The organism is Shewanella marinintestina (assembly GCF_023283845.1).
GTDB lineage: Bacteria > Pseudomonadota > Gammaproteobacteria > Enterobacterales > Shewanellaceae > Shewanella > Shewanella marinintestina.
Genome location: NZ_JAKILC010000016.1, coordinates 104,328 through 121,991, shown reverse-complemented (window position 1 = coordinate 121,991; position 17,664 = coordinate 104,328). Strand labels below are relative to the sequence as shown.

The window sequence follows — 17,664 nt, the reverse complement described above, 5'->3', positions numbered from 1 at the left end:
ACCTGCATGAGCTTAAGTACAATAATCGTCAATTTATTAACTCAACAAACTATAAAGTTCAAATACCTACACTTCCCCCCTCTTTCCAACCAATCAACTATATCGCTTAGCTTCCCTACCAACAAAGTAGTTAAAACCTCAAAGTTTTAGACAGAAACACTCTTTCAAGCCTCTTTCCATCAGCAAACTGTCAACGCTTTGACTAGACTCTGCCGTTTAACAAGGTTAAGTTACCCACACAAAAATACAACATGAGCAACAAAGTGTATCACTCATTGAAATTTGCAGCTGTATTGGTGATTTTTATCTTGGGCAGTGGCTGTGCTAATCAAAACCTGAATCACGGCACTAAGCATATAATTGAAATAGATAGTACTGAACTTGCCCATTATTGGGTGGCACAAGATAAACTGATCGATTGGCAGTACTTTCTGCCTGTATCAGAGTTTGACGACTCTTGGGACAACTCCAGTTATAAAGTCTCTTTTATAGTAGATAGTCAAGGCTATATTCAACAAGCTAGCATGCAAAATACAGATAATGGTAATGAGGTTATTGGCAGTGAAATGTCAGGAATTGAAGGCTTCAAGTTTTATCCAACAGCGCGAAACATTACTCGCCAAGCAGTAAGGATAAACAGCATAGTTAAACTATAGGTTAAGCTAATATTGAGTCGTGTCAAAACACATAGATTTAGTCACTCAATTTAGCCCAACAAATAAAAAAGGCTCCTATTTAGGAGCCTTTTTTATGTAAGTTAGAGCTACACATTAACTCGTTTTACATGCTGAACCCAACCTTCAGGCCCTTGAATATGACCTTTCTGAATTTCAGTCAACACTTTGTAAATACGCTTGGTATGCTCACCGACCCCACCATCACCAACAGTGACAATGCGGTTATCTTCAAAGATATAAGAACCAACAGGCGAAACAACAGCAGCCGTTCCAAAGCCACCGGCCTCAACGATCTCACCCGATTCGATATCGGCAATAAACTGATCTAGCATTACCGTCTCTTGACGAACTTCACAGCCCAGTAATTCGCCCAAATCGAGAATAGACTCCGAGGTGATGGACTTGAGAATTGTATCGGTAAACTTAGGGATGACAATCGTGCCATCTTTACGCACGTGAAAGTGGTTCATCGCCCCCACTTCTTCAATCTGCTTATTATTAGCGTCCAAATACAGCACTTGCGCAGCGCCATATTCAGCAGCCGCTTTACCCGCTTTTAATGATGCTGCGTAATTGCCCGCAGCTTTTGATGCACCAGTACCACCAGATACTGCACGGTGAAAACGCTCGCTAATTAGCAACCGAATAGCTTTATCGAAGCCATCTGCGTAATAAGGGCCACTGGGACTTAGCATTACGCAAAAGGTGTATTGCTCACTCGGGCTGACTGATAAGCGATCTTCAGTAGCAAAAATAAATGGGCGGATATATAAGCATGCGCCCTCTTGCATGGGAAACCACAAGCGATCCACATCAATCAACGCATTGATCGCATCTATCTGCATCTGTTCTGGTAATGCAGGAATACAAAGAATGTCGGCAGAACGATTTAAACGCTCGGCATTTTTGTCTATACGAAAAGTGTAGATCTCACCATCTTCATGTTGAAAGGCCTTAGCCCCTTCAAATACAGACTGACCATAATGAAGAGCAATGGCACCGGGAGCGACTTGAAAAGGTCCATACGGGACAACGCGTGGATCACACCACTCGCCATCTCGGTAATCCATTAAAAACATGTGGTCAGTTCTGAGGTTACCGAAACCAACATTCGTTGTAGGCAGGAACTGTTCGGTACGGCGTTCTAACGCAGGTTTTAAGTTATAAGTTATTTGCATTGTATACCACCTTAATTACTGACTGAGCAGCCTATCAGTGGTCATATAAAAGTCAAGGGAAACGCCGGATTGGCAACTATTGTTAAGCAATATTCTCTCTGTAATCAACTGTCTTGCTGTTTACAATCAGATAGCTTGCCGATAGCTAAGCAAGTTTCACAACTACGAATATTACCATGGCCTTTGTCCAAAAAATCATGGATCCGAATCGTTAGTGCTTGCATCATCTCCCGCGTAATAGGCTTACGCCATTGATAGTGGTTCATTATACAGCTGATATGGCGGTAACCTGTTTCATCATCGTTGACTAAGTACTGATCCTCCATCAATCGGCTTTCATAGGAAGATGTTGCACCTGCAAGGAAAAAATATAACGCCTGGCTCAAGTTATCTATTTCAATTTGAGTCGCTTGTAACTCACCTTGCTCAACAGCTTCTTCTAATGGACGTTTTATTCGACTCCAGAATAAATTGACTCTATTTCTCAGAATTTCAATCTTATCTGCACTAGCAAGTTGCCAGAACATACTATTAATTGATACAACCCGCAAAATGTTAAATATCGGGCTTCGCTTCACTACTTCAAATGTAAATAAAATAGAAAGAACAGCTCGCTCATGAATATTTAAATCTGGATTTTCTTTTATAAAAATAGGTATTTGACTTGAAGTTGTGTTTCTTAAGAATAAACAAACTAATACATCTTCTTTAGATTCAAAGTATTTATAAAGCGTATTCGTTGAGCACTCAGCCCCTTTCGCAATTTGTGCAAACCTAAAAGAAACAACACCTTGATTATCAATAAGTTGCTCAGCAACATCTAATAACTGATTACAACGAATAGCATCCATATTATTGCTAGGACATTGCATACTCGCCCCTTATTTTTAATTAATTGAATTTAATACTACGGCGATACGTCGAATTAGATACTTAAAAGAAACATTTTCTTGAAGGTCTGCACAAAAAACTTTCTCCCCCAATACAAAGTGTGATTTCGCGCATATTCGATTACATCTCAAGACCATATTGTTAACCCAAGTTAATCGGAGGCTACAAAATGCAAACAAGACGTTCGTTTTTAAAATTTGGGGCAGGAGCTGCCGCTGTAGGTGCATTAGCACCATTATCAGTCAGCGCGAATTCATCAGATATAAAGTGGGACGAAGTACATGAAATCGTCATCGTTGGCTCTGGATTTGCGGGACTCGCTGCCGCAGTAGAAGCGGGTAAACTCGGTGCCAAAGATATTGTGGTATTTGAAAAACTAGGTGTTTATGGCGGTAACTCAACACTTAATGCCGGCCAAGCTTGCTTCGCCAATACTGATTTACAGAAGAAATTAGGTATTGAGGATAGTGCCGAATTAATGGTGCAAGACCAACTTGCTTCAGGCCGCGGCTATGCCAGTGAAGAACTATTACGCCATAGCGCTGAACTTGGCCCCTACATTTATCAATTAACTAAAGACTGCGGCTGTGTTTATCGCGAACACATTATTAATACTGGCGGTACAAGTGCTACTCGCAGCCATCAAGTTGTAGAACGTTCTGGCGCTGGCTTTATCCGTCCAATGTTAAAAACGGCACGCAGTTATGGGGTAAAAACTAAAATTCGCCATAAATTCGAGCACCTTATAACGGATAAAGACGGCGCAGTGCTTGGCATCCAAGTCCGCAAAGACTACCACTTCGGCCATGATGATTCTGGCAAAATAATTAATGTAAAAGCTGATAAAGGCGTGCTAATTGCGACCGGTGGTTTTGGTGCTAATGTATCATTTCGTCAAGCACTTGACCCAACATTAGGCAGTGAAGTCGGTTGCACTAATGCCCGAGGCGCAACAGGTGACGGCCTGATAGCCATGCTAGCCGAAGGCGCTATGCCAGTACATCTAAGCTTCATTCAATCAGGCCCTTGGGCATCTCCAGACGAAGGTGGCTTTGGCTACGGTGCTGGTTTCTCACTGTATAACTTCCCTCACTCAATCGCGATTGATCGTAACACTGGTATGCGCTTTATGAATGAAACTGCCGACCGTAAAACTCGCGCAGACTTAGAAGTTCAACGCCGAGACAAAGATGGCAATCCAAACCCTGCATTACTAATTGCACCTAAGCATGAAGCACAAAAAGACCCATCAATGGCAAACGTACTCAAGTACAACGTAGCTTGGGAATTTGACAGTATTGAAGCTATCGCTAAGCACTTCAATCTACCAGAGAAAACACTGAAAAAGCAGATAGAAGATTGGAATACCTACGTGAAAGCTGGTGAAGATCCGCAGTTTGGCAAACGCATGAACATGAGTACGGGGATCTACCTAACAGCGCCATTCATTGTTCAACGTTTATGGCCAAAAGTGCATTACTGCCAAGGCGGTATTCAAATCAACACCAATGCAGAGGTCATTGCAGCTAAAAACGGTCAGCCTATTTCAAAACTATACGCTGCAGGCGAAGTGTCTGGCGGTGTGCACGGGGTAAGTCGCCTCGGAGGGTGTTCAACACCAGAGTGCATGGCTTTTGGTGTTACTGCCGCCCGTTCGATGATGAAAGCATAAGGAAACCAACATGAAACTAATCAACACCTTACTTGTGCTTACCGTAAGCAGCGTTATCGCCCTATCAGCACAAGCTAGAGACAAACGAGATTATCACGAAATGGTTTATGAGCAGGGATGTAAAACCTGCCATGACCAAGGAATGAAAGCCTTCCCTTCTGATAACTCTTGCTTGCAATGCCACGACATGGCGGAAGTAGCAGAGCTGACCAAACGCGAAGGCCACGAAGCGAAACAAAACCCACACGACAGTATGCACTACGGCCAAGAAGCGCCATGTATGGAATGCCACGGAGAGCATACCAAGAAGCAAGCTATCTGTATGGATTGTCACAACTTCGATTATCCAAAATTTAAATAGATAAATTAAGTAATAAAACATCAAAACATGGGGAAATAATGATGAAAAAACTACTCGCCGTATCGGCAATTCTCGTCACAGGGTGCGCTGTTGCAGCAGACAAACCAGCTGATAAGCCTTGGCACAATGAAAAGCCAACACTATCAACAATTAACGCACCAACAAAAGTGATGCCAATGGTCTGTAAGCAAGAACAAGCCATGGCCTATCTAAAAGAGCTACAAAGTGGTGAAAAAGATATCTTCACCATTAAGTCTAACGATCATGGTGGTAAAGGTGCTAATGACTCAGGCTGGCTGACATGGCGAGTAGATGATCCGAGCAACCTAATCCCTTGCCCTGCAGGCGGTGCTGCTGACTCAGAAGTAGGGATGTGTTGGAAAGAGCTTAACGATGAACCTACTGTAATTGGTTTAGTACGAGTTGCACCTGGCACAGCTGCCCCACATTACCACCGTGAAATGGAGTGTTATTACGGATTAAGCGGCCAAGGCTTAACTTGGGCGCAAGAGCGTATGCAACCATTTGGCCCTGGTGATTACATTGAGATCCCAAGTAAAGCAATGCACTACACGCCAAACACCTATGATGCTCAAGATCTGATCTACATGTACTGGTTCCCGTTAGATGGCAAGTTCTCGACCTTCAAATACCAATGGCCACAAGATGTGGGCCCTGGTGAGCAATTGATGTTTGATTTCATTCCATACACCAACTCAAAGCTTGTTCGTTCAGGTAATGGTGGCTATGGCTGGGATGTTGTTCAAAAGTCAAAATAGCTTTCTTTAACCTCTAACGAAGAGAGGGGCTAACGCAAATTAGCCCCGATACAACATTATGTATAGAACAGTCATTATCCTGCTAAGCATGCTCTTTTGTGGTAACGCGTTAGCTGAAGAAGCCGTTTCTATTCTGTGGAGCCAACTTGCTCCCGGAGGGCCTGAGTTGCCTGTAGAATCTAACGTCAATTTAGCCTTAGACGGAAAAAACGTAATTATTCCCGGCTTTATTGTGCCATTAGATGGCCAAGGTAAAAGCCACAGTAAGAATTTTTTACTCACACCACAGCAAGGAGCTTGTTTTCACAAGCCACCTTCACCGCAAAATCAATTAATCCATGTGGTATTTGATAATCCCATAGCCGTACCCGTCGCAGAACAGCCTATCTATATAGCGGGCAAACTCAGCATTAAAACCGCGCAATCAGGATTTGCTAAAACGGGCTATTACCTGCAAGGCGTAGAAGCAATTGCATATCCTGTTCAAGTGGCTTCATCTGCAGAACATCAACACTAAAGCGCTAACCATAAGTATCAACTGCAATGATAGCGGTAAGAATAAAAGATCAAGGAAAGCTCATGAACAAGACACCCTTTACACTAGCAGCCTTAGCGACAGTCGCAGTGTTATCCACTTTAGCAACACCAGCACTCGCTGATAACTCAGAAAATGGTATCAATGTCGGCGGTGCCGTTCGAGCCAATTATGCCTACAAAGATTACAGTGAAAACTCAAAAGATAAAGCCGGTGACTTTAGCTTTGATATGGCGGCAATAAAGTTTAACGGTAGGTTAGATAACTGGGGGCTTGCAGCGGAATATCGCTTTACCTCGGAAACTAATTATATCAAGTACGGTTATGGCTTCTACGACATTAACCCCAAGTGGCAATTACAATTTGGTATTAACAAGGTCCCTTTTGGTAACCCTGAGTTTATCTCTAACAGCTTTTGGTTTGGTCTACCTTATTATCTTGGCTTTGAAGATGATCACGACATCGGCATCAAGGCGGTATACCAAAGCAACGGTTGGCATACCGACTTGGCTTTTTATAAAAATCCAGAATACGCAGCATCTGAAAATAAGCGTTATGCGACAGATCTATACACAGGCAGCATCAATGGTACTGAGTATCACAACGAGGAAACCAACCAAGTAAACCTACGTCAAACCTATACTTTTGAGCACAATGGTGGCTCAACCACCTTAGGCGGCTCCGCGCAATTTGGACAAATTTACAATAGTAAAACGGGTAATAATGGTGATCGCTATGCGTTAGCGCTGCACTTAGACAGCAGCTATAACGACTGGAACCTCCAACTGCAAGCTTTGCAATATGAGTACGACGCTGCAGACGCAATTGATCCCAATAAAATTGGCGTCTCTGTTGTGAGTTGGCAATACGAAATAGCCACCAAAGGGCAGTCTTATAGCGCCAATATAGCCAAAATCATCGATACCGATTGGGGGAGTGTAAAATGCTATAACGATTTTGGTTTAATGACCCCTGATGTGGCCGACGAAACTTACGACAACAGTATGCAAAACGTCACAGGCTGTGCGATTTCAGCGGGTCCAACTTACACCATGGTTGACTTTATTATGGGCAAAAACATGACCTTCTCTACGGCTAACAACGATCATATCGGCCTCCCCGAAGTCGGTGATAACTGGGATAAACGCGTTAATATCAACTTTGGCTACTACTTTTAGACGGCAGCGTTCCCTGCCAATCTAGCTTTTGGGTCATAGACAAAGCTCATCTCATATATCACACCAATACTTCTGACCCAGCCCTCTTAAATAAGAGGGCTTTTTTATATTCAATCTGACAATAAAATTAAGCAGCATGCTCTTTGATCCGAGAACACGAGTCGTCCTTAGGATTACAAGCCAAGGCACTACAAGCACTGCAACTCATATGATCACGATAGTGTTTATCAAAGAAGCTTGAGCTTCTTTCTTCTAATGACTCAAATAGCTCAGGATTAAGTGGCTTAGCCCATTTATACTGCGCCATTAAACGCGCTAAATGCCGGTAACAGGTTTCACGTCGATTAGATAAGTACTCAGGTGCGATTAACTGGCTTTCAAATTGAGTTAGCGACCCGGTTAAATAGAAAGTAATTCCTTGTACTAATTCTTTTACCTGTAATGGTGTTGCCTCAAGCTCACCTCTTTCTACCGCTTCGTTTAACGAGTCAGTAAACCACCCCCAAAAAGCATTAATACGCTTTTTAAAGCGTTCAACTTTTTCGTCACTCGCCAATTGCCACACCATAGTATTCACCGAAACAGACCGCAGAGTAAAAAAGCTTTTACTGCGTTTTATGGTCTCAAATGTAAACAAAATGGGTAGCAGTGCTTTTTCTTGAGCCGTTAGTTCTGGATATTTGTTAATAAATATTGGAAGGTGATTCGATGTTGCACTACGCAAAAACAAGCATACTAAAACATCTTCTTTTCGCTCAAAAAATTTATATAACGTACCCGTGGAACATCCCACTTCTTTCGCAAGTTGCGAGAATTTAAAAGACACAATGCCTTGTGACTCAATTAGCTGCTCAGCTGCATCAAGTATTTGATTGCAGCGCATCATAGGCAATGCTTCTGTAGGACATTTCATCTATAAAAAACCTGTATATCGAATTAGGCGAATTATGCGCTTCTAACAATTGCAGATTATAGATAACTCTTTCTTAATCGGGATTAACTTCACGCAAAAATGACTTTATCGGCAGGCTTTGTGAGTTACGTCATATAAACATTACAGCAATAACTTGTAACTCAATATAGAATCCGTTCACATTTTTCATAGTCCACTACGCCGCCTTTTATAGAGAAAATTTATTCGAGATCTGCCTCACGAATAAGTTTGTCACTGAAAAAATCGCGTGACTTAGTTCACCTTTAGTAACTGAACTTGCGTTTATCTTTAGGTTATTCCCATTAAGAGAATCACAAAATGCAAGGTAGAAGAAATTTTTTAAAACTAACCGCTGGAGCTACCATTGGTAGTCTAGCTGCGACGTTACCAGGAACAGTTCAAGCACAAACTTGTGGCGAAATAAACTGGGACGAAAGTGCTGACGTTATTGTTGTAGGCTCTGGTTTTGCGGGTCTTTCAGCAGCATTAAACGCTAAACGCCAAGGTCTAGGCTCAGTACTTGTTTTAGAAAAAATGCAAGTGATTGGTGGCAACTCTGCAATTAATGGCGGTTGGTTAGCTATTCCTAAAAATCCTATTCAGCTTGCCCAAGGTGTCAACGATGACTCACCAGAAGAGCTAGTTAAAGACCAAATAATTTCTGGGCGTGGTATGCAAAATGAACCAGCCCTGCGTCAAATAGCTAACCGTTCTCTCGATGCTTACGATCTATGTATCGACACTGGCGTGAAGTTTCGCGATGGCTTTAACATTCAAGTAGGTGGCCACAACAAAGCCCGCGCAATTCGTACTCAACATGGTACAGGCGGCGATATCACCACCAAACTTTATGAAGCGGGCGAAAAAGAAGGCGTTGACCATCGTCTACAGCACTATATCGAAGATTTCATCATGGATGGTCAGCAGATCATCGGCGTTAAAGTACGCAAAAACTACCGCTTTCCCGATCTAAAAACCGGTAGCACTATCTTTATAAAAGCCAATAAAGCAGTGGTACTAGCTAACGGTGGTTTTGCTCGCAATATGGCACTACGTGAAGCGGTCGATCCATCTCTAGATCCAACACTAGATTGTACCAATGCAATGGGCGCTACTGGCGAAGTCACCCTTACAGCCATGGCTTATGGTGCACTACCTGTACACATGAACCTAATCCAAACTGGCCACTGGGGTTCACCTGATGAGGGTGGGTTCGGTTGGTCAAACGCACTGTTATCTATCGGCTGGCATCAAGGTGTGGCGGTTAGCGTATTAAACGGTAAGCGTTTTATGGATGAGCGTGCTGACCGCAAGACCTGCTCGGAAGCGATTATGAAAAACCGTAACGCTGATGGCAGCCCTGCTTATCCGGTCGTATTTTTCAACTACAACAACTACGCTCAGGACGACCGTGTTGTCCGTGCCCTGCGCGATAAAATGGCTTGGAAAGTTGATTCATTAGATGAAATTGCAACTAAATTCGATATCCCTATAGCAGAACTAAAACGCAGCATTGTTGAATACAACAAACACGTTGGTGACCGCAAAGACCCACTATTCAATCGTAAGATGGATACCGCTGAAGAGCTTACAGGTCCATTTGTAGTGTCGCGCATTTGGCCAAAAGTACATTACTGCATGGGTGGTCTAAAAACTGATTTAGGCGCTCGTGTTATCGACGGTCGCTCTATGTCGCCAATTAAGAACCTTTACGCCATTGGTGAAGCTACTGGTGGTATTCACGGCGAAGCCCGCTTGAGTTCTACATCATGCCTAGAGTGTCTAGTCATGGGCATTATAGTGGCTGAAACAATTAAAACTGACCTTCAAGGAGCTGTGTAATGAACAAGTTATTACTAAGCATTTTACTTAGTCTTTCAGTGTCTGGCAGCGTTATGGCTGGCGATTTAATCAAGATGAAAGGCAAAACCGAAGGTCGTGTAAACCACGAGTTTATTTACCAAGATGGCTGCCAAACATGCCACCAAGGTTCAGGTAAAAAGAATACTACTGATGCTGCATGTGTCGAATGTCATGGCGACATTAATAGCATCCCAGTTGATGAAAGTAAGCTGGCGATTCCAGAAGCGCATCCTCACAAGTCGCTGCACTACAACCAAGGTGCAAGTTGCCTAGCGTGTCACGCTGAGCACGAGAAAAAAGCACCTATTTGTACAGAGTGTCACCGTACTTGGTTTGAAGAGATGTAATTCAAGATACTGATTTACAAAATCTAAAAAATAGAAATAGGGAATGATGATGAAAAAAACCACTAAGTTTATGTTGTCTATGGTGGCTACAGCAATTGCTCTTTCAGGCGCAACAGCGTTTGCCGCTGAGCAAGAAGATGGTATCAAGCTAGGCGGTGCAGTGCGTGTTAACTACGCTTACCGTGACTACGATAAAGCTAACAAAGATAAAGGCGGTGACTTTTACTTTGATATGGCCGCTATTAAGTTTGATGGTAAGCAAGGTGACTGGGGACTGTCAGCAGAATACCGCTTTACATCTGGCACTAACTACATCAAGTATGGCTACGGCTTTTACGATATAAACCCTGACTGGCAATTACAAGTTGGTATCAACAAGGTACCTTTTGGTAACCGTGATTTCATCTCAAACAGCTACTGGTTTGGCATTCCTTATTACCTAGGTTTTGAAGACGACCATGACACAGGTATTAAAGCTGTTTACGACAAAAATGGCTGGCATACCGACCTAGCGTTCTATAAGAGCGCTGAATACGGTCCATCAGAAAACAAGCGTTATTCTACGGATATATACACAGGCACGATTAATGGTACTGAGTATGCTAACGAAGAAACAAATCAGTTTAACGTTCGCCAAACATATACAGCTGAACATGAAGGCGGTCAAACGACGATTGGTGGTTCTGTCCAGTACGGTCAGATCTATAACAGCAACTTGCAAGAAAATGGCGACCGTTATGCAGTAGCACTGCACTTAGACAGTACCTACAAAGGCTGGAACCTGCAGCTGCAAGCCATGCAATACGAGTATGATGACAAGGAGCATGAAAACACAATCGGTGTTTCTGTTGTTAGCTGGCAATATGAGATCGCTTCTAAAGGACAATCTTATAGTGCCAATATTGCTAAGACGTTTGCGACAGACTGGGGTAGCGTAAAGTGCTACAACGACTTTGGTTTAATGACGCCGGATGTTAGCGATAACAACTTTGACAATAGTATGCAAAACGTTACTGGCTGTGCGATTTCAGCAGGCCCAACTTATACTATGGTTGACTTTGTAATGGGCAAAAACATGACCTTCTCTACAGCTAACAATGACCACGTAGGTCTACCAGAAATGGGCGATAGCTGGGACAAGCGAGTTAACATCAACTTTGGTTATTACTTCTAACGCCGGCTTAGGCTTTAGTGATTTGTTGTCAGTGATTTAAATACATGGAGTATAACAATCACATCGATAAGCTAATCAAAGATTAAACGCGTTACCGGTAAAGGCGAAGCTGCTCTCACTTCGCTTTTACCCTCTTAAGATAGTCTTTCGATCCCAACCTACATTTTAACGGAAACAGCGCCCCTTCCTGCTGTGGCCTCGATGGATCACGCCCTTTTTAGGGCTTTTTTATCTAAAAAAACAAGAAATCAATATGAAATCAATAACAAAAATAGCTATTTGTATTTGTTTAACGAGCAATCTATTTCCCCCCTTGATGGCAAGTGAGTATCACTTCGGTGGCTTCCTTAAAGCAAATGCACGTTATGTTGACGGCAATATCGCCTTTCAAGATAGTTGGACGGGTGGTGGTAACGTCTCGAATTCAGCTAAAAAAACCCAATTTAGCGCCGCTGAAAGCCGCTTTAACGTAAAAATAACTCATGCTGAAGTCAGTGGCTTTGCAGAAATAGATTTTGCTGGTTCTGCACAGGGTAATGCTGCATTTTCTAACTCCTATAGCCCGCGATTACGACATGCTTACATTAATTATCAACAGTTCACCGCTGGCCAAACTTGGTCAACAATGGTCAATACCAGCACCTTTGCTGAAACAGCGGATCTTGGCGGCCCCCTAGTAGGGCAAGCAATGGTGCGCCAAACATTAGTACGCTATAGCACAGAGAATTGGCAGTTTGCACTGGAAAACCCTTATACCTACGGAACTAAAGCCGAAAGTGAGCAAGTAAAACAGCAATGGGTAGATACCAGCAACGATTATGTTCCCGACGCAGTGGTGCGCTTTAATCAACAAGGTGATTGGGGCAATGTGTCGGTGTCGAGTCTATTACGTTATTTAGACCCTGAGGAAACTGCGCAACTTGCAGCCGGAGTATCCGTTGCAGCCAAAATACATACACTCGGAAAAGATGATCTTCGCTTACAACTACACCACGGTAATTTAGGGCGATATGTGGGAACAGATGCTGCTCGCGATATGATAAATGGCAAGGTTGAAACCACCACTTCGGCTATGTTTGCTTACCGCCATTTTTGGTCGGAACATATGCGTTCAAGTCTATTTTATGGCCGTACAATCACAGAAGAAGAACAAACCGACCGATTTCATACTGGAGTAAACTTGTTTACTAATTTAACGCCAGCTTTAGCTGTTGGTGTCGAAGTAGGTCGTTACCAAATTGCCGATAAAATAAACCCTTATACAGGAGTCAGTGCTCCTCAAGGAACATCAAATTATGCCCAACTAAGCCTGCAACTTCATATCTAAGGTACGGGCCTACATATGGAAAAAATCGCTTTTGTTCACTAAAAACCAACTGAGCAAAAGCGCAACATCTGTCAGATGTTGCACCATAGCATTCAGTTGCTATGCAAAATAGAGCCCTACGACATTCATTTAACTTTGCATATGACTAAATTCCACAATACCAAATGAGCTTGGGCTGTAATCAAAATCCAGCGAGTTTATCCGTGTCATTCATAAGAACTATCTAGACTTCACGCAATTGCTAACTTTAAGTCCTCTAGCTAATGAGTGTGCGCTTCGTCACCCATCAAAAAAATATTATTCGCGACTCTGCTCACGAATAAGTTTGCTGCTAAAAACGGTGCGTGATCCAATTCAACTTTACGCAGCAATTATCACTTTATTGTTAGTTCAAGCCCGTTAAAGCGAGCACAATATCGCAGCTTTAGCTGCATCAGCTAAAAATAGGATTGGAATGATGAAACTAAAAATGATTTTCGGCATTGCCGCACTAACATCTACAGCTGCTTTTGCTCAAGGGCCGCAGTGCGATCATGCTCAACTGCCTTACCAACAAATGACACCAGTGCCATATGACAGCACTCCATATGCACCACAAGATACTATGCCTGCACAATGTGCTAACCCAGAGGTTGAGGCCTATATTGCTGCTTGGGAAGCAGGTGAGATCGACTTTACAACCATCAAATCAAACAGCAGTATTGCAGCAGACCAGCAGTTCTGTAAATCGCTAGATGACGATGGCAACGTATTAGAAATTGCGGACTGTGATAAGTCAAAATCACCAGTTGGATATATCTGGAAAGAGCTGTCTGACAGCCCTGTCGTTATTGGTATTACAGACGGTGGAAAATCTGACCACGCACCACATTTCCACGGCCAACCAGAATGTTATTACGTAGTAACGGGTGAAAGCCAAACTTTGGCACAAAACAAGTTTCAAAAACTATCACTTGGACAGTATTTCTATATTCCTGGCGCTACAATTCACAACACACCGATCTTAAGTGATAAAGGCCTAGGTGTAATGTACTGGTACCCAAATAACGCTAACTTCAACGGCTTTAAATACTACTGGCGTAAAGACGTACAAAACCTACGCGTGGCTGAGGAAGCATTTGACCGTGTAGATGAGATCCGTAAACGTGACCTTAACTTAGGCGCATACGGCACTAACGAAGCTATCTTCAAAAAATAAGCTTTATAGTAAACACAAAAAGGGCCTATAAGGCCCTTTTTGTGTATTCATGCTTTACCGGCTACAGTATCTAAAAAGCCTCATTTACATTGAAATAAAAACCGCTGTCACCGTCACCAAACGCCATGTCGAGCCTTAAATTAACCCGAGGTTTAACCTCAAAGCGATAACCTACACCACCATTAGGTAAGATTTTATTTGCATTAAACTCGCTAATATCACCGGCAATCATGCCTGCGCCGCCCCAGAACACCATACCGTGACGCCCTGGTAAATTAAGCCGGTATTCCACTTGTGTCATTAACATCTGCTTGTCACGATAGCGACCCGATGTATAGCCACGTAGTAAGTCACCACCACCCGCTTTTGATAACTGATCCCACGGTACCTCGCCATTAGTAAAGCGACCTCGAATTTGCCACGCTAAGATATCTTCACCGCGGCCAGTTTGCATATATTCACTGTATAGTGCGTCATAAACATCAAAGTCAGTTTTACTACCTAAATACTGACGATAAAAAGTTGCATCAATTTCTAAAATACGACCGGACTGGGGATTAAGGACATTGTCTCGGCTATCATGATTCAGCAGCAAATTTACCCCTACACTGCGTGAGCTGTCATCAATTATTCCGGTATCGACGCCTGAGTCTAATGAGTTTATTTTACTGGCGTTGGCATAGCTAAAATCAAAGCCTATACCGACAAAGCTGGTCGGGCTCATACGGTGCAATAACATGGGATTGAAAGACACAATGCGCTGATTAAACTCAACTCGATTGCTTTCCTGATGATTGTTATCGTAGCCCACGCCATAGAACACATCCGGAGCATCAAAAATTTCTGCATTCAGATAAAAACGTTGCTGATCTTGATTAATGAAGGTCTTATTCGCGATCACCATGCCCAATGCACCATTGGTGGATGCTAAGCCGTTTATAACCAAAGATGATAACTGGCTGACTTCATCGTTGGGATCGTATTGATATAAGCCTACCGCCGAGATCCCCACGCCTAAATCCATCTCAGGGTTGTAAAATGGCCCTGGTAAATAGCTAAAATCAATCAACTTATCAGGATCGAATTCCCCATCGGCGCCCAAAGTTTGTAAAAAGTCCTCTATCCAACCTTGTGACTCTTTACTATCAGTAGCGTCATTATTTACCTCAGGATCATTTGCTGTCTCTTCTGCCCATGCGGGCAATACTAAACAAGCAAGTAGCGTGATACCACTGCAAGCTTTAACCATCAACATGCGAAAATTCCGCCCCATTGTTTTCCTATGATACGCACCATAAAGCATCAAGTCTGTTCCTTGGAAGCTAACGCTTTCTCCACAGTTTCTGACTGCTGAAACAGCTGTAATTCCAGTTCATCTTGTGCTTGGTTATATTCGCTAATTTGGTAAAAGTCGGCTTGGGTAAAACCATCTTGCCAAAGTTCAGCCGGAATATGCTTAAAACTTTGCTTAAATTTATCGGCAACAATCAGCTTTTGGGTAGCAATGCTATCTATCTCTACGCCATGAATGATGCGGCTTAATGACAAGTTATGCGCTTGCTGTGTGGAGGTAAATAACGCTGCGACTTCATTCCATTTTTCATGGTTCTGCGCCAAAGATTGTGGCACTAAATAAGGTGCCTGTAGATCACTTAACTGATAGTGCCGCTTAAGCAACATAAACTTACTGGGTAATGGCTGATTTGAATCCCACCAATGGCCATCAATCACATCAAATAAAGCATTCGTTTGCTCAATTGAAACTGGCTCAAGCCAATTTAGTGTTGCAGCAAACCACTGAGTCATATGCTGATTATAAAGATCTTTACTCATCGCCAAATTATTATTAATCAATGCTAGAGCAATCTTTGCGCCAAGCATATTCGAGTAAAGATCTTCCGGAGAGTAAGCTGAAACAGTTTCAGACCAAGGAGCCCAACTACGATATCCATGCCACTGGGCTATCTCATGTGCTTCAGCCATAAAATAAGCTAACCGAACTGAAATAGCTGCAGCCGTTTCCCAACGTTGCCTTGGCGTTAAGTGGCTTAAATCAAATTCACTTAACTCTATCACTCTTGGGCCTATTTCATCTGGCAGTTTAATCGTCTGCTGTTGTCCCAGTTGAGGATAAATACGATAAAACAGCGCAATAGCATTGTCTGCGGTATCGCGCACATGAGCTAAGTCAATAAAGCCACCTCGTAGCGTATACATCAGTCCATTATTTTCTGTGCCTCGGCTGCCATTAGGCGCATCTTTTTGGAAGCTAAACGTACCCGCCTCAAAGGCATGAGGGCCGACTTTATCAACTGCTAAGGTATTGGCATAACGAAAAAATGGTACAGGAACAGGCCCGACTTTAACTTTTTGCGCATTACCGAAAGCACAGCAAGGACGCACAGCCTTGGGAATTGGTACCAAAGGCAATTCTTGCAGATTAATCTCATGCAGTAAGTCTAAATCAGGCTCGTTATCTAAGGCAGCACCGATAGCGATATCACTTGGTAAAGCACGGACTTGCCAATCATTACTGCTACAAGCCGCAAGCAATAAAATTAAAGCAGCAACCCCGCCACTGCGCATATATATACGGCCCATCATTGTACAAATGCCCTAATGCTTTGGCTGATAATCTGCGGATAATCATTACTTATTCCGTGTGCTCCTTGTGGGATAACAACAATAGGGGCACTTAATAGCTCAGCTAACTGCAAACCCGAGTACAACGGAAAAACTTGGTCATGCTCGCCCCAAATCAGTAGGCTAGGCGGTAAGGTTTCTACCGAAAGGTTAGCTGCAATTCGATCTCGGTCAGCCGGAAGTCCTTCAATCAGTTTGCGCTTTTCGGTTAAATAACCAGCAAAATATTTATCGTAGATTTCGGCATCAATAAAGCCTGGATACCAAGGAAAATCGATAAAAGTTGCATCCAACAAACGTCGCATCTGTTTTGGAGTTTCAGGAACAAAAATCTGAGTCGGATCATCAACACCAAAACGCTGATTCATCAACGCTAATTCAGCATCAGAAAATAGCACGCCAGGACTGGCTAGCAGAATGGCCTTATCAACCTTTGGCTCATTAATCATTAAATCGAAAGTCACAAAGCCACCATAGGAGATCCCTACTAAGTTAACTTTTTCCAGCTCAAGTTTATCTATCAATTGCATAACAGCTTGAGTTTGCGTAGCAAGGCTTGGATCTCCTTGGCTGACAGAATCGCCAAACCATGCAAGATCTGGCGCAATTACTTGGTAATCTTGACTTAGCTCAAGCATTACCTGCTGCCAACTCGATACCGCTGAACCACCAAAACCATGAATCAGTAACAGCGGTTTACCCTGTCCTGCTTGCCAATAGTTCAACTCTCCACCTTCTTTGAGCATCAATTGATGTTGCTCAAACCCCACGCTTTGTAGCGCAGCCCTTTCTTTAGAATCGACAATATCAACGGCCGAGCAGCCACCAATCAATAACGTCAGTAGCAACATACAGATAGTGCGCATACTCTAAACTCCAACATCAATTAACAACGGCGCTAGCCAAA

17 protein-coding genes are annotated in these 17,664 nt (G+C 43.0%); 11 read left to right on the top strand and 6 right to left on the bottom strand.

Annotated elements, in window-relative coordinates; all coding sequences use genetic code 11:
• The first annotated feature begins 251 nt into the window (after nucleotides 1-251).
• Entirely contained in the window at nucleotides 252-656 is a 405-nt protein-coding gene (locus tag L2747_RS16455; RefSeq protein ID WP_249000095.1) for a hypothetical protein, read from the top strand.
• A gap of 107 nt (nucleotides 657-763) precedes the next feature.
• On the opposite strand, the gene L2747_RS16450 is transcribed toward L2747_RS16455, so the two are convergent.
• Nucleotides 764-1,855, bottom strand: a complete 1,092-nt coding sequence (locus tag L2747_RS16450; RefSeq protein ID WP_249000094.1) for a branched-chain amino acid aminotransferase — start codon at nucleotides 1,853-1,855, stop codon at nucleotides 764-766.
• A gap of 104 nt (nucleotides 1,856-1,959) precedes the next feature.
• Nucleotides 1,960-2,706 (bottom strand): TetR/AcrR family transcriptional regulator, encoded by a 747-nt coding sequence (locus L2747_RS16445; protein WP_249000093.1) that lies wholly within the window; start codon nucleotides 2,704-2,706, stop codon nucleotides 1,960-1,962.
• Nucleotides 2,707-2,915: 209 nt separating this feature from the next.
• Here L2747_RS16445 and L2747_RS16440 point away from each other — a divergent pair, with 209 nt between their 5' ends.
• From L2747_RS16440 to L2747_RS16420, 5 genes are all read left to right on the top strand, one after another.
• Entirely contained in the window at nucleotides 2,916-4,418 is a 1,503-nt protein-coding gene (locus tag L2747_RS16440; protein ID WP_249000092.1) for a flavocytochrome c, read from the top strand.
• A gap of 10 nt (nucleotides 4,419-4,428) precedes the next feature.
• A complete protein-coding gene (locus L2747_RS16435) occupies nucleotides 4,429-4,779 on the top strand; it encodes a cytochrome c3 family protein (protein WP_239890596.1) in 351 nt (116 codons plus the stop codon).
• A gap of 38 nt (nucleotides 4,780-4,817) precedes the next feature.
• Entirely contained in the window at nucleotides 4,818-5,558 is a 741-nt protein-coding gene (locus L2747_RS16430; RefSeq protein ID WP_249000091.1) for a cupin domain-containing protein, read from the top strand.
• 58 nt (nucleotides 5,559-5,616) lie between these two features.
• Nucleotides 5,617-6,075, top strand: coding sequence for a DUF3299 domain-containing protein (locus L2747_RS16425; protein WP_249000090.1), 459 nt, complete (start codon nucleotides 5,617-5,619; stop codon nucleotides 6,073-6,075).
• Between the two features lie 62 nt (nucleotides 6,076-6,137).
• Nucleotides 6,138-7,271 (top strand): porin family protein, encoded by a 1,134-nt coding sequence (locus tag L2747_RS16420; protein ID WP_249000089.1) that lies wholly within the window; start codon nucleotides 6,138-6,140, stop codon nucleotides 7,269-7,271.
• Between the two features lie 127 nt (nucleotides 7,272-7,398).
• Here L2747_RS16420 and L2747_RS16415 read toward each other — a convergent pair whose 3' ends face one another.
• A complete protein-coding gene (locus tag L2747_RS16415; RefSeq protein WP_249000088.1) occupies nucleotides 7,399-8,184 on the bottom strand; it encodes a TetR/AcrR family transcriptional regulator in 786 nt (261 codons plus the stop codon).
• Between the two features lie 339 nt (nucleotides 8,185-8,523).
• Here L2747_RS16415 and L2747_RS16410 point away from each other — a divergent pair, with 339 nt between their 5' ends.
• The 5 genes from L2747_RS16410 (at nucleotide 8,524) to L2747_RS16390 (ending at nucleotide 14,114) form a co-directional block, all read left to right on the top strand.
• Nucleotides 8,524-10,047 (top strand): flavocytochrome c, encoded by a 1,524-nt coding sequence (locus L2747_RS16410; RefSeq protein ID WP_249000087.1) that lies wholly within the window; start codon nucleotides 8,524-8,526, stop codon nucleotides 10,045-10,047.
• Nucleotides 10,047-10,415 carry a cytochrome c3 family protein gene (locus L2747_RS16405; RefSeq protein ID WP_249000086.1) on the top strand — a complete coding sequence of 123 codons (369 nt, stop codon included), beginning with the start codon at nucleotides 10,047-10,049 and terminating at the stop codon, nucleotides 10,413-10,415. Before L2747_RS16410 ends, L2747_RS16405 begins: the two co-directional genes overlap by 1 nt.
• 46 nt (nucleotides 10,416-10,461) lie before the next feature.
• On the top strand, nucleotides 10,462-11,589 hold the full coding sequence (locus L2747_RS16400; RefSeq protein WP_249000105.1) for a porin family protein: 1,128 nt from the start codon (nucleotides 10,462-10,464) through the stop codon (nucleotides 11,587-11,589).
• A gap of 253 nt (nucleotides 11,590-11,842) precedes the next feature.
• Nucleotides 11,843-12,916 carry a DcaP family trimeric outer membrane transporter gene (locus L2747_RS16395; RefSeq protein WP_249000085.1) on the top strand — a complete coding sequence of 358 codons (1,074 nt, stop codon included), beginning with the start codon at nucleotides 11,843-11,845 and terminating at the stop codon, nucleotides 12,914-12,916.
• A 454-nt stretch (nucleotides 12,917-13,370) separates the two neighbouring features.
• Entirely contained in the window at nucleotides 13,371-14,114 is a 744-nt protein-coding gene (locus L2747_RS16390; RefSeq protein ID WP_249000084.1) for a cupin domain-containing protein, read from the top strand.
• 70 nt (nucleotides 14,115-14,184) lie between these two features.
• Here L2747_RS16390 and L2747_RS16385 read toward each other — a convergent pair whose 3' ends face one another.
• Genes L2747_RS16385 through L2747_RS16375 form a run of 3 tightly spaced genes read right to left on the bottom strand, consistent with a single transcriptional unit; the run spans nucleotide 14,185 to nucleotide 17,623 of the window.
• Nucleotides 14,185-15,387 carry a BamA/TamA family outer membrane protein gene (locus tag L2747_RS16385; protein WP_249000083.1) on the bottom strand — a complete coding sequence of 401 codons (1,203 nt, stop codon included), beginning with the start codon at nucleotides 15,385-15,387 and terminating at the stop codon, nucleotides 14,185-14,187.
• 29 nt (nucleotides 15,388-15,416) lie between these two features.
• A complete protein-coding gene (locus L2747_RS16380) occupies nucleotides 15,417-16,718 on the bottom strand; it encodes a DUF4056 domain-containing protein (protein WP_249000082.1) in 1,302 nt (433 codons plus the stop codon).
• The gene (locus tag L2747_RS16375; RefSeq protein WP_249000081.1) at nucleotides 16,715-17,623 is read right to left on the bottom strand and encodes an alpha/beta fold hydrolase; all 909 of its coding nucleotides are present in this window, start codon (nucleotides 17,621-17,623) and stop codon (nucleotides 16,715-16,717) included. Before L2747_RS16375 ends, L2747_RS16380 begins: the two co-directional genes overlap by 4 nt.
• Nucleotides 17,624-17,664: the final 41 nt, after the last annotated feature.

Excerpts from the sequence above, each read along its gene's own strand:
- L2747_RS16455 (WP_249000095.1), top strand. The coding sequence starts at position 252 with ATGAGCAACAAAGTGTATCACTCATTGAAATTTGCAGCTGTATTGGTG.
- L2747_RS16450 (WP_249000094.1), bottom strand. The coding sequence starts at position 1,855 with ATGCAAATAACTTATAACTTAAAACCTGCGTTAGAACGCCGTACCGAA.
- L2747_RS16445 (WP_249000093.1), bottom strand. The coding sequence starts at position 2,706 with ATGGATGCTATTCGTTGTAATCAGTTATTAGATGTTGCTGAGCAACTT.
- L2747_RS16440 (WP_249000092.1), top strand. The coding sequence starts at position 2,916 with ATGCAAACAAGACGTTCGTTTTTAAAATTTGGGGCAGGAGCTGCCGCT.
- L2747_RS16435 (WP_239890596.1), top strand. The coding sequence starts at position 4,429 with ATGAAACTAATCAACACCTTACTTGTGCTTACCGTAAGCAGCGTTATC.
- L2747_RS16430 (WP_249000091.1), top strand. The coding sequence starts at position 4,818 with ATGATGAAAAAACTACTCGCCGTATCGGCAATTCTCGTCACAGGGTGC.
- L2747_RS16425 (WP_249000090.1), top strand. The coding sequence starts at position 5,617 with ATGTATAGAACAGTCATTATCCTGCTAAGCATGCTCTTTTGTGGTAAC.
- L2747_RS16420 (WP_249000089.1), top strand. The coding sequence starts at position 6,138 with ATGAACAAGACACCCTTTACACTAGCAGCCTTAGCGACAGTCGCAGTG.
- L2747_RS16415 (WP_249000088.1), bottom strand. The coding sequence starts at position 8,184 with ATGAAATGTCCTACAGAAGCATTGCCTATGATGCGCTGCAATCAAATA.
- L2747_RS16410 (WP_249000087.1), top strand. The coding sequence starts at position 8,524 with ATGCAAGGTAGAAGAAATTTTTTAAAACTAACCGCTGGAGCTACCATT.
- L2747_RS16405 (WP_249000086.1), top strand. The coding sequence starts at position 10,047 with ATGAACAAGTTATTACTAAGCATTTTACTTAGTCTTTCAGTGTCTGGC.
- L2747_RS16400 (WP_249000105.1), top strand. The coding sequence starts at position 10,462 with ATGATGAAAAAAACCACTAAGTTTATGTTGTCTATGGTGGCTACAGCA.
- L2747_RS16395 (WP_249000085.1), top strand. The coding sequence starts at position 11,843 with ATGAAATCAATAACAAAAATAGCTATTTGTATTTGTTTAACGAGCAAT.
- L2747_RS16390 (WP_249000084.1), top strand. The coding sequence starts at position 13,371 with ATGATGAAACTAAAAATGATTTTCGGCATTGCCGCACTAACATCTACA.
- L2747_RS16385 (WP_249000083.1), bottom strand. The coding sequence starts at position 15,387 with ATGGGGCGGAATTTTCGCATGTTGATGGTTAAAGCTTGCAGTGGTATC.
- L2747_RS16380 (WP_249000082.1), bottom strand. The coding sequence starts at position 16,718 with ATGATGGGCCGTATATATATGCGCAGTGGCGGGGTTGCTGCTTTAATT.
- L2747_RS16375 (WP_249000081.1), bottom strand. The coding sequence starts at position 17,623 with ATGCGCACTATCTGTATGTTGCTACTGACGTTATTGATTGGTGGCTGC.